We start from the raw sequence: 13,920 nt of genomic DNA, 5'->3' as shown, positions 1-13,920 counted from the left end.
ATGATTCCCCCTAATTAAAACTTCTCTGGATTTAATAATGCATACACTAAATACACTGTAATTGCTGCGACAATAACCGATAAGACAATCATCATGATTGCTTTCCTTCTTTCACAACTTTATCTGACCAACTTGCAAGACTTGCCATCGATGCAACTAATAAAATAAAAATCCCGACCATTACAACATCTAACATAACTATCCCTCTCTTTTTGTTAAAATTTACCATTTAAATATTAAAAAAGAACACTGAGCTCTACTCAGTGTTCAAAAAATGAACAACAAAAAGTAAACCTCCTCTCTAAACGCTTACGAGGTTAGCTGTCGGATTCGGGCCTAAAGAGTAGCCCTACTTTCAAAACTGAAAGATTCACCCCAAGTGACGATGCACAAAATTGGTTCCCCCGCTCCATTTCTGGAACTCAGCGATTTTAGGTTTTTTTGGAAATTTTATGAATGATTTATGAGAGTAAATATACTCCTCTATATTTCACTTGTAAAGGGGTAAATTACTGAAAATAATAATATTTACATTCATTTAAACGCTTACATTGAAGATTATTACTGTTATTTCATCTATTTTCTTTATTTCTCTTTTCTTTTCTTAAAAATGACCTTTTAAATATGAAATAAAAAGAGCGAATGACATGAAGTGCATAGCTTGTTGCACTCAGCATTCGCTCTTTTTTATTCAACCTTTATTCTCCTCGTAAAAATGCACGTAAATTTCTCCCACGAATATAAACTTGTGTCAATTCTGCATGTAGCTGCTCATACTCGGTAATATCCATCTCTAAATACAAAGCATCTTTTGATGGTAATATAATATATGGCCCTGGAAAAAGGGGATCAATCTGGACCAATTCTTGAACTCGCTCTACCGATACTGCCCAACGATTTGCTATATCTCCAAGTAATAGTACCTTCATCATTTCTTCCCCCGCCCTATTCAAAAAATAAAAAAGAAATATTATCACAATTTGTAAACACGACAAACTTAGCTCCAATGGTTTCATAGAGCCTCGCTGGATATCGTTTATTCCTTGTAACAACAGTAATAGGTGCTTGAAAAGAAAAACGAATGTGTTCTGTGAAGAAACTAACGATTGGAAGCTCATCCCCTAGTAAAATGACCTTCTTAATACACTCACAAATACTAGTAAAATCCTGCTCCTTACTACAACTATAAGTCCAATCAAACCCACAATTCCTAACTTCAGCCGCTACCTCTTCATTTGCTGTAAAAATAACTAACTCATGTTGAAATGCAACTAGATCTCTTAAACTATTTACCTTACTTTCTTCTCCAACACAAATAAGTGTTAGTTCCATGTACCTCATCCTCCTTAGTATAAAAGAAATCAAACATAGATTGATATTCCCCTATACTAATCAGATCGATGAAGTGATGTATCCATCATGGCACCGTCCTCTCTCAAGACGCTTACGAAGTTAGCTGTCGGATTCGGGCTTTGAGAGTAGCCCTACTTTCAAATTTGAAAGATTCACCCCTAGTGACACTGCACAAATTGGTTCCTCCGCTCCATATAATTGGACTCAGCGTTTACAAAAAAATATATTCTGGCTGATATATTACTCCTGTATTTTGAAAAAGTAAACAGAAAAAAAGCCAGTTATAAAACTGGCTTTTCACTTATCTATACACGCGTTCTATTCACTTTATACGCAAAATGATTCGTTGGTCCATGACCACTACCAATATTCAATGGCTCTTCAATTGCTATACTAATAAATCGTTTTGCTTCTTGAACAGCATCTTCAATTGAGTATCCTTTCGCAAGTCCTGCTGTAACCGCTGAAGCAAATGTGCACCCACTTCCGTGCGTTTGCTTTGAAGGAATTCGCTCGCTTCTAAACTCAATAAATTCTTCTCCATCAAAGAGGAAATCAATTACTTCATTACCTTGATATTCTGCATGTCCGCCCTTCATAAGCACATATTTAGCACCTAATTCGTGCAATACTTTTGCAGCTTCCTTACTATCTTCAACATTATGAATCTCCACCCCAGTTAACACTTCTGCTTCTGGAACATTCGGTGTTATAACGGTTGCTACTGGTAATAAATATTCTTTTAATGCATGAACTGCTTCTTGCTGTAATAATGATGCACCGCCTTTTGCGATCATAACGGGATCTAGCACAATATTATTCCAGCCAAATTTTTTAATTTGTTCTGCAACAATTTGAATTATTTCACTACTAAATAACATTCCTAGTTTCACTGCATCTGGTGTTAAATCCGTACCAATTGAATTCAGCTGTTCTGTAATACCTTCTAACGGAACAGGATATACCCCTTGAACGCCAAGCGTGTTTTGAGCAGTAATTGCCGTAATAGCCGTCATTCCGTATACACCAAGCTCTTGGAATGTTTTTAAATCTGCCTGAATTCCAGCACCGCCGCCGCTATCAGACCCTGCAATTGTTAAAGCTTTATTCACTTTCATCCCACTCATCCTTTTCTATCCAAAATAGCGATGATAAATCGTTTTTGCTTCGCTTATATCTTTCGTTCCATGTACGAGCACACGGCCATCTTTAAAGGCTACTAACCTCTTGTCTTCAACAGAAAATGATAGTAAATATGGATTTATGTTTAAATCATTTACACGACCTTCCAACAACTTTTTATATTGTTCAAAATTCATTTCATCTTTATGAGGTGGTCTAATTTGAACTGTATTTCGCCCGCATAAAACTGCTGTTTTTGATGTGTTTTCTTTATTTAAATACGGATATAATGCATTCTCTCCGCATGAAGGACAATTATGCTGGCGAAGTTTTTGCACATTCATACATGAATACTCATTCTTCCACATATCAAACGATACAAGCCCATCTCGAAGTGATTCGTAATCTTCTACTAACAGTTTAAGAGCTTCTGTTACTTGATGAGAAACGACAAGAGATACAGCAGGTGATATAATACCCGCTGTATCACATGTTGCCCCGCCAAGCGGAATCGACTGTAATAAACATGATAAACATGGTGTTTTACTAGGAAGGATTGTGTAAGAAAGACCGTAACTACCTACACATGCACCGTAAATCCATGGAATAGAATATTTTTGTGATATATCATTTACAATAAAGCGCGTTTCGAAATTATCAGTCGCATCAATAATTACATCAACATTTATAACAAGTTCTTCTAGCTCTTCAGCTGTTACATCTTGAACGAGAGCTTCTATTGTTACATCACTATTAATCTCTTCTAAACGTTTTTTAGCCGCTATAGCTTTTGGAAGATTATTCTTTACGTCGCTCTCTGCATACAATTGTTGTCTTTGTAAATTACTCCAATCTACATAATCACGGTCAACAATTGTTATCTTGCCAACACCTGCTCTTACAAACATCTCTGCATTTACACTACCTAATGCACCTGCACCGATAATAAGCACATGCTTTTCTCTTATCTTTTGCTGTCCTTCTTCTCCAATTGGAGAAAATAGTTCTTGGCGAGAATATCGATTATTCAACTACGCTCATTCCTTCTAAAGGACTACTTGCAGTTGCACAACGCTTACGTGCAATGCGACCTGCTTCAAATCCTAAACGGCCTGCTTCAATACTTAATTTCATTGCTTGTGCCATTTTAATAGGATCTTTTGCTCCTGATACAGCTGTATTTAATAACACGCCATCTGCTCCTAATTCCATTGCAAATGCCGCATCAGCTGGGCTACCAATACCGGCATCAACGATAACTGGTACTGTCGCTTGTTCAATAATGAAGCTCAAATTTAATGGATTTACAATACCAAGTCCTGATCCGATTGGAGATGCTCCTGGCATAATCGCATGCACGCCAAGCTCTTGTAATTTACGTGCTAATACAACATCATCAGATGTATACGGAAGTACGATAAATCCTTCTTCCAGTAACATTTCAGATGCCTTTAATGTTTCTACCGGATCAGGTAATAACGTTCTATCATCACCAATAACTTCTACCTTTATCATGTCACAAAGCCCAGAAGCTTTTGCTAATTTTGCAATACGAACAGCCTCTTCAGCGTTTTTTGCTCCTGCTGTATTTGGTAATAACGTATATTTTTTCACATCAAGTTTCTCTAATAAATTAGGTTGCTTTGCATCAAAGATATCCATACGACGTACTGCAAACGTTAAAATTTCAGCTTCAGAAACGTCAATTGCCTTTTGCTGTACGTCAAAATCAGGGAATTTACCTGTTCCTAATAAAAGTCTAGAATGAAATGAAAATGGTCCAATGTTTAACATAATCAACCGCCTCCTACGAAAGTTACAATCTCAATTTGGTCTCCATCAAAAACAGATGTATCTGTATGATCATCTTTTTGTAAAATATCTTTATTACGCTCTACTACAACAATTCTGTTATCTAGCTCTAAATGTGTAAGTAGCTCAGCTACTGTTTTTACACTCGCTGGCACTTCAATTTGGTTACCATTAATTTTTAAATTCAAACTCCCATCCCCTTTCTAAACTCTTCTAGAAAGCAATGAATCTAGCAAATGATTCTCTTGCTTTCCTTCTATTAAATCAGCCATATATTGGCCAGAAATAGGACTTAATAAAATACCGTTTCGATAATGGCCCGTGCAAGCATATAAACCTTTTATTTCTTCATGCTCTCCCATATAAGGAGCTCCATGATTCGATTGTGGTCTTAATCCTGCCCACGTGCTTTCCCATTCTGCTTCTTTTAAAGCTGGCAATATTGTATAAGCACGCTCTAATATAGAAGTTATACTTTCTGGCTGCACAGTTTTATTGAACGTATGTGGCTTCATTGTTGCCCCAATTACGTAACGTCCACCGCGCTTTGGAGTAATGTAAAATCTTTCTTGAAAAATAGGTGCTTTTAAAAGTTGTTTTCTACTTCTTACCGCAACCACTTCTCCTTTAACTGGATATGTACCCCAATCGCGGTGAAAATAACTGAGTAACTTCGTGCTCCATGAACCTCCTGCAATAACGACTTTCTCACATGTGACAATACCTTCACTTGTAATAACTCCAGTCACTTTATTATTTTCAATACGGATATCAAATACTTCTGTCTGTTCATATATATCAGCACCGGAAATCGCTGCAGAATGTGCGAATGCTTTCGTAAGCTCTGGTGCAATAACATGACCGTCTTTCGGATAATATACTGCTCCTATAATAGATTCGGATAGATATGGCTCTTTTTCCCGCACATGGTCTCCCGTTAGAAAATAAGAATCTTCACCTGTTTTCTGCTGCCAATCCATAATGTGAAGAATTCTTTCCTTCTCATCTTCATTTTGAGCAATACGATAAATTCCTTTTTCTTCATATCCAATATCAACACCCGTCTTTTCACGTAAAACTGCTGCAAGTTGTGGAAATATAGCTCGGCTTTCTCTAGCAAGTTCAAATAGCGGATCATACGCATCCCATTCTGCCTGAACACCAAGTAAACCAGCAGCTGCTTTTGAAGCTTCCGATGCAATACTTTGCTTCTCCACAATCGCTACTTTATGTCCTCTTTCTGCTAGAAAATGTGCAACTGAACTACCAATTACACCACCACCAATAATCGCTACATCATACTTCTCACACATGTTTTTCCGCCCACTTTCTTATTGATTCCTTATAAGATTTCGCTTTGCTATACGGGTTACTACTACTTACAATTCCAGACATAACTGCTATACCGCTTACACCGTTAGTAAGAACATCCACTGTGTTTTCTGGGGTAATTCCTCCAATTGCTGTAATCGGTATAGATAAACACCTTGCAATGTCTGAAATTTCTTCAAGCCCTCTCGCTGGCACACCTTTTTTACAATCTGTCGGAAATACATGGCCATAAACGAGTGAATCCGCTCCATTTTTAAAAGCTACTATTGCTTCATCTAGCGAATGCACAGAATAACCGACATGCAAATACGAAAACTTTTCTTTCACTGACTTTACATCTGTACTTCGATATCCTAGTTGAACACGAGGAATATTTAATAAAATTGCAATATCAATTCGATCGTTTATGACAATTTTAGAAGCTGGAAAGCCCTCCATTAATAGACTTTCCACACCTTCATATAATTCCTTCGTACTCTTCTCATGCTCACGAATATGCAAATAATCAATCTCACTCTCAATTTGCATCGCTACATTCACTAACTCTTCGAATGGCATATGGCCATTTGAGATTACGTGGAGCTCATTTTTCATATTCATTCGCCTACTTTAAAATATTTTCGAATAATTCATCGGCTGGGACGGTTTCATTCGTCATTCCTTTGTCCTTCAGCCACTTATTTTGTTCCTCCCAAGATTCTTTTGAATCTGATAAGAATGGCTCATCTTTCGTTTCCATCTTCTCTAATAAAATTTTCATACTTTCCTTTTCAACTTCTGGCACAAGTGGGAAGTTTTCTTTTTCTTGATGATTTAATAAAATATTCAATGCTTCATCTGGGTTTTTCTTCATGAAATCATAGCCTTTTTTCGTACCACGTAAGAAAGCTTGCAACGCCTCTTTATCTTTTTTCAACGTTTTATCACCTGTTACAAACACAAGCTCATGATAGTTTGGTACTCCGTAATCAGCTGGATTAAAGTACGCTGGTTCATGGCCTTCATGACGCATAACAGGTACTTCATGGTTAATGTATGCCCCTGTTACCGCATCTACTTTCTTCGTAATTAATGCTGGTACTAAATCAAAGCCAACATCTACTACTTTCACTGTATCAGGATTACCACCAGCTTCTTTTACCATCGTTTTTAAATACATCTCACTTAATGGTGTTCCAGAGTATCCTACTGTTTTTCCTTCTAAATCTTTCGGTGATTGAATGCCCGCTGATTTCAGTGATACAACATGATTTAATGGTGAACGTACGACAGCCCCAATTGATTTCACTGGAATTTGCTCATTCGCTCTCGCCATAACAACATCTGGCTGATAATACAAGCCAACTGTCACCTTCCCTGCTGCTGCTAGCGTTAATGGATCAGTCGGATTAGAAGGGAATTTAATATTTACCTTTACACCTTCTTCTTTAAAGTATCCTTTTTCAATTGCTGCATAGATAAAGCTATGTACCGCATTTGGATACCAATCTAACATGACTGTTATTTCTTTCTCTTTTTTACTTTTGTCTGATGCTGAATTACTCGAACATCCTGCAATTATTGCAATTAATAATGTAAACACAAAGATGCGCTTTAAAAATTTCATGAATGCTTCCTCCAACTAATGAATTTCTTTTCTAATATGGAAATAATTACGACGAAGAAAATAGCTAATAATGATAACAATACAATAGGTGCAAATACGCCAGCTCCATCTAACTGCGTCATCATTCTCTTACTGAAATATCCAAGCCCAGCTTGTGCACCGAGCCATTCTCCAATTGCTGCTCCGATAACACTAAGCGGAACTGCAATTTTTAAAGCTGAGAAAAAATAAGGAAGAGCAGACGGCAACTTTAATTTAAGAAAAATATCTCTTTTTGTTGCTCCATATGTAACTAAGAGCTCCTCCCATTCTTTTTTCGTACTACGAAGTCCATCATACGTATTGACCGCAATTGGGAAAAACGTAATTAAAACTGTGACAACAACCTTACTCCAAATTGTATATCCAAACCATAAAACAAATAGCGGAGCAAGCGCAGTAATCGGAATCGTTTGTGAAGCAACTAATAATGGATAAAATGCTCTTTCCATCCATGTACTCGCATTCATTAACATCGCTAGCCCTACACCTAATACGATAGAGATAACAACACCTATTAAAACGACGTATAACGTTGCAGGTAAATGAACTGTAAATAATATGTCTTTTAGTTTCCATATCTTCATTACAATCGCAGACGGTGACGGTAAAATGTACATCTCATCTACAATTCTTGCTCCTATTTCCCACACAGCTAGTAAAATACTAGAAAGTGTAATAGCAGGAACTAATTCTTTCAATCGGTTCATCACACAAGTACCTGCCTTTGTAACATACTAAGAAGCTCACCTTTCAGCGCTAATACTTCCGGTTTATATAAATCTTTTCGTGTTCTGTTATGATCAAGCGGTACAGTCCGCTCAGTCAAAGTCGTTATCGGCTGCTGTTCCACTACTAAAACTCGGTTTGAAAGAAATAACGCTTCTTCAACATCATGAGTAATGAATAAAATTGTTTTTTCCCACTCTTGCCATTGTTCAAACAACCATTCTTGCAAAGAGGCCTTCGTTAAAGCATCCAACGCACTAAACGGTTCATCTAACAGCAATATCTCCCCGCCTGTTAATAAAGTTCGAATAAAAGATACACGTTGTCTCATACCACCAGATAAATCTTTCGGATATTTTTTCTCATACCCTTGCAAACCAAATTTATGTAACAGTTCCTTTGCCTTTACTTCTGCTTCTTTCTTCTGTACACCTTGGCACTCTAGCGGCAGGGCAGCATTCTCAATAATTGTTCTCCACGGCAAAAGCATATCTTTTTGCGGCATATATCCTACAGGATGGTTCTTTGTTTCTGTCAGTTCTATCTGTCCAGTACTTACCTTTTCTAGACCTGTAATAAGGCGAAATAAAGTACTTTTTCCACATCCACTCGGTCCGATAATACTGACAAACTCTTTCTCATGTATAGAAGCATTTAATTCATGGATGATTGGTTTCTCATCGTAATGAAAAGAAACATTATGAAACTGTAGTATGTTCTTGCTCCTCAAATCCCCACATCTCCTTACGATAGGACATATCCCAGAATAAATATTCAAATCGACTGGAATATAAGAAGATCTCCTCTAATCTTTCTAGTTCTTTCTCAGACTTTCCAACTGCCATTTCATTTAATAAATCTATTAACCAAATACAAAGATTACCGTATTCTTCCGAACTATATCCTTGAATCCACTCACCAAAAAACTCATGATCTCTCGCTCCAGGAATATCATTTAAACGCTTTCCAATTTCCCAATAGCTCCACATACATGGAAGAAGCGCTGCTATTAATTCCGCAAGTGTGCCATTTTGAGATACAGACATCATGTAATTTGTATAAGCTAAATTTTTAGCAGATGGTTTCGCAGACTCTATCTCCTCTATAGAAATTCCAAGTCTTTTTGCATATTGTTTATGGATTGTCATTTCGCCATTTAATATTCCATCAATTTGTTCAGCGAACTTTCCCATTACTTGTGGATTCGTTGCTTTTACAACACCAATCGCATATAACTTTGCATAATCTAGCAGATATAAATAATCTTGAATAATATAATACTGGAATTTATCTTTTTCTAACGTGCCATCTCCCATACCCACTACAAACGGATGATTATGACTCATCTCCCAAACCGGTTGCACAGTTTCTAATAATCTATCGCAAAATTTCATTTCTCTATCCCCTTTCAATATATGTATCTAAATAAAAAACCACTTCTATATATAAGAAGTGGTTACAGCAAATAAAGTTATACATTTATTCGATGTTCCACTTCCCTTCGCTAGTATTACCTAGATCAGGTGTTGTAAGGGTTAAGGATTATTCCTCTCTCAGCAAGTCAAGCACCCCTAGTGGTTTCAATATGAAATTTTCAAATAAAAAAGCCCCGTTTCTATACGCAAAGAAACGGGGACTCATTGTTAGTGTCCGAATTGCTTCCCTACGCTAGCATAATCTAGATCAGGTAATAAAAAGGATCAAAGGCTTACGGCCTACTCTCAGCTGACAACACCAGCTCTCCTAGCAAACTATAAAATTATCACTGTCAGTATAACACCCTAATAAGACATCATCAACTTTTTTAATTTTCTTAATTATCAACATAATATCAAAATTATACAATACATACATTCTATTTTAGAAAATAAAACCCCAATTAATTGTATAAAAAGGAATCATTATCCTCAAAAAATTTATTTTTATATTGATTTCATATTACATTTATGTGAATACCCCCACTATATTATATCTTTATACTATAATAAAATTACAACTATACAACTAGAGGAGGTCTCTATTCCATGAATATGAAAGCTACTGCTTTAACAGCAACTACTGTAGCGATTGCTTCTTTACTTCCTTCTATGGGTGAAACAAATGTACAAAAAGCAAACGCTGAACAATTATCTAATATTAAAACTGGGTATGTCAAAGTCGATCAAGTAGCATTACATACAGAAGATAACGTAAAAAGCACATCAATTGATACAATTCGCTTTAATACAAAAGTGAACATCATTGAAACAACTAATGGTTGGTATAAAGTATCTGTTCATAATAAAGTAGGTTATGTACAAAAAGATGCTATTTTACTAAAAAACAAACTTCAATCTAATGATCAATACATCGTTAATGCTAATGCATTAAACGTTCGCTCTGAACCTAATTTAGAATCTTCCATTTTAGATGTATTACCAAATGGTAAGTTTATTACCGTTCAAGAAGATCAAGGCGAATGGTATAAAATATCACATAATGGCCAAACAGGTTACGTACAAAAAGCATTCATCTCTAATGGTTCACAACCCTTAGTAAAAGGAATCACCGTTCAAAATAATACAAAATATACTGTTGCAACACCTAATCTAAATGTACGTAGCACCGCTAGTACAAGTAGCGCTCTACTCGGTTCATTACAAAACGGTACTCAAGTACAAGTAGTAGAAACTGTAGGTACTTGGTATAAAATTCGTTTTGGCACAGGATACGGATATGTAGCAAAACACTATGTAGTACAAAATCAACCACAAGCTAAAACAGATCAGCCTTCATCAATTCCAGCTGCTTTCAAATTCCCCGCTCAAGGAAGAATTAGCTCAACCTTTGATATACGCTGGGAACAAATGCATTATGGTATAGATATTGCCGCTCCAGGAAACGTCTCTATCCAAGCTGCTGCTGCAGGTAAAGTTGTGAAATCTTATTATTCAGCTAGCTATGGCAATGTTGTTTTCATTGCGCATCAAATCAATGGGAAATTATATACAACTGTTTATGCTCATATGAAGGATCGCACTGTACAAGCTGGTGATCAAGTACAAACTGGACAATTAATAGGTCATATGGGAAACACAGGTCATTCATACGGGCAACATCTTCATTTTGAATTACATAATGGAGAATGGAATTTTGAAAAAACAAATGCAGTAAATCCACTGCCATATTTAGTTAGGTAAATTGTATGCCACGCAATATACCTCTTATAATTGAATACGTAGCCTTTTTAGGTTTAATCTGTTGTTTAATCATTTACAATACAAACATTGTATTTTTATCTATTATTATTGCTTTTGTTGCATTAGAAATTATGATGGAATCATTTCAAGTGCAACTAAAACAAAAAATTGCCCATATTTATAATGCTATTTTTCTTTTGAGTGCTCTCATAACAAATATAATTAGTAATGGCTTTTATTTATCTACTGTATTTCCAGTATTCTTTATGGCTGTTTTATTATTTGTAGCTAGATATATTAATGTCCCTTATAACCAAAAACAAAAACAAGAAGCTTAGAAAGAGGAGACACTGTGTACCAATCTTTCAAAGATACTCCAATAAAATACATATTGAATTTGTATAAGAAAGCCAATACTTTTTTTGGTATACAAGGAAGTTATACTGCACAACTTCTCCTATATGGAATGTTGTTTCTTGTCTTAATCACTTTCTCCTTGTTTTACTAACAAAAAAGGATCTCACATAAACTGGAGATCCTTTTTAATTTATATTAATTTTTCATATCGAAAATATTGTTTATCCACAAGCATATTTTTCATAAATAAAGCTCAGATTATATTTTTTCTCTAAGCTCATTCGTTGTTCGTCATCGCACCAATAGAAAAGAATATCATGAATCGTTGCGTAACGCTTATTTTTAAGAAATAGCCTAAAAAATGATGGTAAACAATCATGTAATTGTATAAATATATAATTGCGTAGTGTTTCTTCTTTATATTCAATGCCCTTACAAATATACAGTAATTCTTCACAATAATATGCATGCTGTGGAACTTGTATCATTTCGAAAAATGGCACATAAGATAGTAGCTTTCCAATAAAATGACCATATCGATCCATTACTCCTATCGTCATATGCTCCATCATTTCTTTCATCACATATAAATAATCATCTACATGCGTTGTCTTTAATGGGTCTAAGCGATCGGAAATTTGAGATAATACAGCTCTTTGACATGCTAAAACTGCCTGACTAGGTCCATAATATGATAGGAAATCTGTACACTTACGATATTTCCGTAATAAATCATGTGTATACAAATCATATACAAAAGTATTACAATACATTGCTAAACTCATCATATCACTATTTAATTGCTCTTTTGATAATGATTTCGCTCTCTTGCACATATAAAAGAATGTAAATTCCAATACTTCTTTATGAGATAATAAATGTTTACAATCGGTTATACACTTCTCATTAAATTTAACTCTATCCCAAATTTCAATATCCCTATCTGTCAATTCACCTATACGATATTTAATAATTAAATAATTTAAAGCAACTGATTGCGTCAAAAGATCCCATGTTTCATATTCCAATGAAGTATGAACAAACTCAGCTAATCCTTGCGCTATCATAAAATCATTTGCCTCTTCATACCAACCAATCTCTTGGCATAAGCGAAGAATACGCACTAAAGTTGGAATTTCATCTTTATGAAACTGCGGTAATTTCTTTGCTTTATTCATGCCATATACGATAAATGCCGCTAAATTTTCTTCTTTATAAAATTCTTTCTCTTTCCATACTAATATAGTTCGTTCTTTCCCCTCACCTTTTGGGTGACAAGGTACAAGCAAAGAAAATAATTCAGCGAAATTATTTGGTTCTATATATGTATCTGTAACCAAATTCCAATTTGGATCGCCCTGTACAGCCTTCATATAATTCCCCTTCCCTTTTCATCTATGTAGGAAATATTAATTTATTATCGCACCACTAAAAATTAATATTGTTATATTCAAAATCTCTCATAATACTTATATCTATCAGTATATCATCTTTTCTCTTATTAAAAATTAAGAATAACAAATTTTAAAAAAATGTCGAAATTATTAACCACATACTTATTATATAATGTCTCAGATACATCACGCTAACATATTAGTTTAATCCATATATACTAGAATAATGTATCTGAAATTTATATATAATTTAGCTCTTTATGAGTGACCATTAAACTCTCGGTTAATGAAAGTTTCAATTTACTCTGTACGCTCTGAGATTTCGCTCAAGGCAAATCCAGCTTGATCATCTGCTGATTCCCTTATAGCTAAATCTCCTAGTGCTAACATGCCAATAAGTTGACCACTATCAACTACTGGTAATCGTCTAATTTGATGCTGTGCCATTAGCTCTGTAGCTTTTTCAATAGAATCATTTGGAGAAACTGAGATAATATTTGTTGTCATTACATTTGTAATCTTATTAGATCCAGGATGTTTTTCAGCAATCCCTCGAACGACTAAATCACGATCAGTAACAAGCCCAACAACTTGCTCATTTTCAACAACAGGAATTAATCCAATCGATTCTTCCTTCATTTTTACAGCTGCCTCATATACATTGTCTAGCGGTGTACAATGTACAATATGGGTACTCATTAAGTCTCTCACTCGTGTCATTATGATTTCCTCCTTTTTATACATACCATAGCTTTTCCAAAATTCCTTTATTTATTTCTGGAAAGTAACGTAATAAAAAGGATTAACAAAATAAAAAAGAGCCAGCATAATGCTGACTCTTTTTTGTATGACCCGTACGGGATTCGAACCCGTGTTACCGCCGTGAAAGGGCGGTGTCTTAACCACTTGACCAACGGGCCATGGCTCCGCAGGTAGGACTCGAACCTACGACCGATCGGTTAACAGCCGATAGCTCTACCACTGAGCTACTGCGGAA

General features: G+C 35.5%; 19 protein-coding genes, 2 tRNA genes and 4 riboswitches. Of the genes, 2 read left to right on the top strand and 19 right to left on the bottom strand.

From position 1 onward, the window contains the following. Positions 1 to 14: 14 nt before the first annotated feature. The 15 genes from kdpF to tenA all read right to left on the bottom strand — a co-directional run bounded on the left by kdpF (position 15) and on the right by tenA (position 9,387). A complete protein-coding gene (kdpF, locus tag ACS2QP_RS25630) occupies positions 15 to 92 on the bottom strand; it encodes a K(+)-transporting ATPase subunit F (RefSeq protein ID WP_223153441.1) in 78 nt (25 codons plus the stop codon). After that, entirely contained in the window at positions 92 to 196 is a 105-nt protein-coding gene (locus ACS2QP_RS25625; protein WP_000887894.1) for a SipW-dependent-type signal peptide-containing protein, read from the bottom strand. Before ACS2QP_RS25625 ends, kdpF begins: the two co-directional genes overlap by 1 nt. Positions 197 to 292: 96 nt before the next feature. After that, positions 293 to 438, bottom strand: a riboswitch (cyclic di-AMP (ydaO/yuaA leader). Between the two features lie 134 nt (positions 439 to 572). Beyond that, positions 573 to 695, bottom strand: coding sequence for a hypothetical protein (locus ACS2QP_RS25620; RefSeq protein ID WP_001034421.1), 123 nt, complete (start codon positions 693 to 695; stop codon positions 573 to 575). A 3-nt stretch (positions 696 to 698) separates the two neighbouring features. Next, positions 699 to 932, bottom strand: a complete 234-nt coding sequence (locus ACS2QP_RS25615) for a hypothetical protein (protein ID WP_002025339.1) — start codon at positions 930 to 932, stop codon at positions 699 to 701. A 13-nt stretch (positions 933 to 945) separates the two neighbouring features. After that, the gene (locus ACS2QP_RS25610; RefSeq protein WP_000424087.1) at positions 946 to 1,332 is read right to left on the bottom strand and encodes a hypothetical protein; all 387 of its coding nucleotides are present in this window, start codon (positions 1,330 to 1,332) and stop codon (positions 946 to 948) included. 93 nt (positions 1,333 to 1,425) lie between these two features. After that, positions 1,426 to 1,573: riboswitch (cyclic di-AMP (ydaO/yuaA leader) on the bottom strand. 85 nt (positions 1,574 to 1,658) lie between these two features. Then, positions 1,659 to 2,471, bottom strand: a complete 813-nt coding sequence (gene thiD / locus ACS2QP_RS25605) for a bifunctional hydroxymethylpyrimidine kinase/phosphomethylpyrimidine kinase (RefSeq protein ID WP_000867372.1) — start codon at positions 2,469 to 2,471, stop codon at positions 1,659 to 1,661. 15 nt (positions 2,472 to 2,486) lie between these two features. Next, positions 2,487 to 3,506 carry a thiazole biosynthesis adenylyltransferase ThiF gene (thiF, locus tag ACS2QP_RS25600; protein ID WP_438882966.1) on the bottom strand — a complete coding sequence of 340 codons (1,020 nt, stop codon included), beginning with the start codon at positions 3,504 to 3,506 and terminating at the stop codon, positions 2,487 to 2,489. Further along, positions 3,499 to 4,269, bottom strand: coding sequence for a thiazole synthase (thiG, locus tag ACS2QP_RS25595; RefSeq protein WP_000931981.1), 771 nt, complete (start codon positions 4,267 to 4,269; stop codon positions 3,499 to 3,501). Before thiG ends, thiF begins: the two co-directional genes overlap by 8 nt. A 2-nt stretch (positions 4,270 to 4,271) precedes the next feature. Continuing rightward, positions 4,272 to 4,475, bottom strand: a complete 204-nt coding sequence (gene thiS / locus ACS2QP_RS25590) for a sulfur carrier protein ThiS (protein ID WP_001049502.1) — start codon at positions 4,473 to 4,475, stop codon at positions 4,272 to 4,274. Positions 4,476 to 4,490: 15 nt separating this feature from the next. Continuing rightward, positions 4,491 to 5,600, bottom strand: coding sequence for a glycine oxidase ThiO (gene thiO / locus ACS2QP_RS25585; RefSeq protein WP_438882965.1), 1,110 nt, complete (start codon positions 5,598 to 5,600; stop codon positions 4,491 to 4,493). Further along, entirely contained in the window at positions 5,593 to 6,213 is a 621-nt protein-coding gene (tenI, locus tag ACS2QP_RS25580) for a thiazole tautomerase TenI (RefSeq protein ID WP_438882964.1), read from the bottom strand. The genes thiO and tenI overlap by 8 nt, the downstream gene beginning before the upstream one ends. Positions 6,214 to 6,223: 10 nt before the next feature. Next, positions 6,224 to 7,225, bottom strand: coding sequence for an ABC transporter substrate-binding protein (locus ACS2QP_RS25575; RefSeq protein WP_332285412.1), 1,002 nt, complete (start codon positions 7,223 to 7,225; stop codon positions 6,224 to 6,226). Further along, positions 7,222 to 7,974, bottom strand: a complete 753-nt coding sequence (locus ACS2QP_RS25570; protein ID WP_001080855.1) for an ABC transporter permease — start codon at positions 7,972 to 7,974, stop codon at positions 7,222 to 7,224. The genes ACS2QP_RS25575 and ACS2QP_RS25570 overlap by 4 nt, the downstream gene beginning before the upstream one ends. After that, positions 7,974 to 8,723 (bottom strand): ABC transporter ATP-binding protein, encoded by a 750-nt coding sequence (locus ACS2QP_RS25565; RefSeq protein WP_001256796.1) that lies wholly within the window; start codon positions 8,721 to 8,723, stop codon positions 7,974 to 7,976. The genes ACS2QP_RS25570 and ACS2QP_RS25565 overlap by 1 nt, the downstream gene beginning before the upstream one ends. Further along, positions 8,692 to 9,387: a thiaminase II gene (tenA, locus tag ACS2QP_RS25560; RefSeq protein WP_000666827.1), complete on the bottom strand. Its 696-nt coding sequence runs from the start codon at positions 9,385 to 9,387 to the stop codon at positions 8,692 to 8,694. Before tenA ends, ACS2QP_RS25565 begins: the two co-directional genes overlap by 32 nt. Positions 9,388 to 9,472: 85 nt before the next feature. After that, positions 9,473 to 9,576, bottom strand: a riboswitch (TPP riboswitch). Positions 9,577 to 9,636: 60 nt separating this feature from the next. Then, positions 9,637 to 9,748, bottom strand: a riboswitch (TPP riboswitch). A 269-nt stretch (positions 9,749 to 10,017) separates the two neighbouring features. On the opposite strand from tenA, the gene ACS2QP_RS25555 reads away from it, so the two are divergent. Further along, complete coding sequence (locus tag ACS2QP_RS25555) at positions 10,018 to 11,172, top strand: SH3 domain-containing protein (protein WP_001056030.1); 1,155 nt, start codon at positions 10,018 to 10,020, stop codon at positions 11,170 to 11,172. 5 nt (positions 11,173 to 11,177) lie between these two features. Continuing rightward, positions 11,178 to 11,510 carry a hypothetical protein gene (locus ACS2QP_RS25550; RefSeq protein ID WP_001137823.1) on the top strand — a complete coding sequence of 111 codons (333 nt, stop codon included), beginning with the start codon at positions 11,178 to 11,180 and terminating at the stop codon, positions 11,508 to 11,510. A gap of 240 nt (positions 11,511 to 11,750) precedes the next feature. On the opposite strand, the gene ACS2QP_RS25545 is transcribed toward ACS2QP_RS25550, so the two are convergent. The 4 genes from ACS2QP_RS25545 to ACS2QP_RS25530 all read right to left on the bottom strand — a co-directional run bounded on the left by ACS2QP_RS25545 (position 11,751) and on the right by ACS2QP_RS25530 (position 13,919). After that, the gene (locus ACS2QP_RS25545) at positions 11,751 to 12,902 is read right to left on the bottom strand and encodes a DUF3965 domain-containing protein (RefSeq protein ID WP_000648912.1); all 1,152 of its coding nucleotides are present in this window, start codon (positions 12,900 to 12,902) and stop codon (positions 11,751 to 11,753) included. A gap of 321 nt (positions 12,903 to 13,223) precedes the next feature. Beyond that, on the bottom strand, positions 13,224 to 13,643 hold the full coding sequence (locus tag ACS2QP_RS25540; protein WP_000199006.1) for a CBS domain-containing protein: 420 nt from the start codon (positions 13,641 to 13,643) through the stop codon (positions 13,224 to 13,226). 128 nt (positions 13,644 to 13,771) lie between these two features. After that, positions 13,772 to 13,843, bottom strand: a tRNA-Glu gene (locus tag ACS2QP_RS25535). Position 13,844: 1 nt separating this feature from the next. Continuing rightward, positions 13,845 to 13,919, bottom strand: a tRNA-Asn gene (locus ACS2QP_RS25530). Position 13,920 lies beyond the last annotated feature (1 nt).

The sequence above is a fragment of the Bacillus cereus group sp. Bce019 genome (assembly GCF_051781745.1).
Classification (GTDB): domain Bacteria; phylum Bacillota; class Bacilli; order Bacillales; family Bacillaceae_G; genus Bacillus_A; species Bacillus_A cereus.
The sequence above is the reverse complement of the archived record's forward strand: the minus strand, read 5'-3'. Positions and strand labels throughout refer to the sequence as shown.

What these genes read in the sequence shown, in the direction of transcription:
- ACS2QP_RS25570 (WP_001080855.1), bottom strand. Translation starts at nt 7,974, where the DNA reads ATGAACCGATTGAAAGAATTAGTTCCTGCTATTACACTTTCTAGTATT.
- tenA (WP_000666827.1), bottom strand. Translation starts at nt 9,387, where the DNA reads ATGAAATTTTGCGATAGATTATTAGAAACTGTGCAACCGGTTTGGGAG.
- tenI (WP_438882964.1), bottom strand. Translation starts at nt 6,213, where the DNA reads ATGAAAAATGAGCTCCACGTAATCTCAAATGGCCATATGCCATTCGAA.
- ACS2QP_RS25575 (WP_332285412.1), bottom strand. Translation starts at nt 7,225, where the DNA reads ATGAAATTTTTAAAGCGCATCTTTGTGTTTACATTATTAATTGCAATA.
- ACS2QP_RS25610 (WP_000424087.1), bottom strand. Translation starts at nt 1,332, where the DNA reads ATGGAACTAACACTTATTTGTGTTGGAGAAGAAAGTAAGGTAAATAGT.
- thiO (WP_438882965.1), bottom strand. Translation starts at nt 5,600, where the DNA reads ATGTGTGAGAAGTATGATGTAGCGATTATTGGTGGTGGTGTAATTGGT.
- thiG (WP_000931981.1), bottom strand. Translation starts at nt 4,269, where the DNA reads ATGTTAAACATTGGACCATTTTCATTTCATTCTAGACTTTTATTAGGA.
- ACS2QP_RS25540 (WP_000199006.1), bottom strand. Translation starts at nt 13,643, where the DNA reads ATGACACGAGTGAGAGACTTAATGAGTACCCATATTGTACATTGTACA.
- ACS2QP_RS25550 (WP_001137823.1), top strand. Translation starts at nt 11,178, where the DNA reads ATGCCACGCAATATACCTCTTATAATTGAATACGTAGCCTTTTTAGGT.
- thiD (WP_000867372.1), bottom strand. Translation starts at nt 2,471, where the DNA reads ATGAAAGTGAATAAAGCTTTAACAATTGCAGGGTCTGATAGCGGCGGC.
- ACS2QP_RS25545 (WP_000648912.1), bottom strand. Translation starts at nt 12,902, where the DNA reads ATGAAGGCTGTACAGGGCGATCCAAATTGGAATTTGGTTACAGATACA.
- ACS2QP_RS25615 (WP_002025339.1), bottom strand. Translation starts at nt 932, where the DNA reads ATGATGAAGGTACTATTACTTGGAGATATAGCAAATCGTTGGGCAGTA.
- kdpF (WP_223153441.1), bottom strand. Translation starts at nt 92, where the DNA reads ATGATTGTCTTATCGGTTATTGTCGCAGCAATTACAGTGTATTTAGTG.
- ACS2QP_RS25555 (WP_001056030.1), top strand. Translation starts at nt 10,018, where the DNA reads ATGAATATGAAAGCTACTGCTTTAACAGCAACTACTGTAGCGATTGCT.
- ACS2QP_RS25625 (WP_000887894.1), bottom strand. Translation starts at nt 196, where the DNA reads ATGTTAGATGTTGTAATGGTCGGGATTTTTATTTTATTAGTTGCATCG.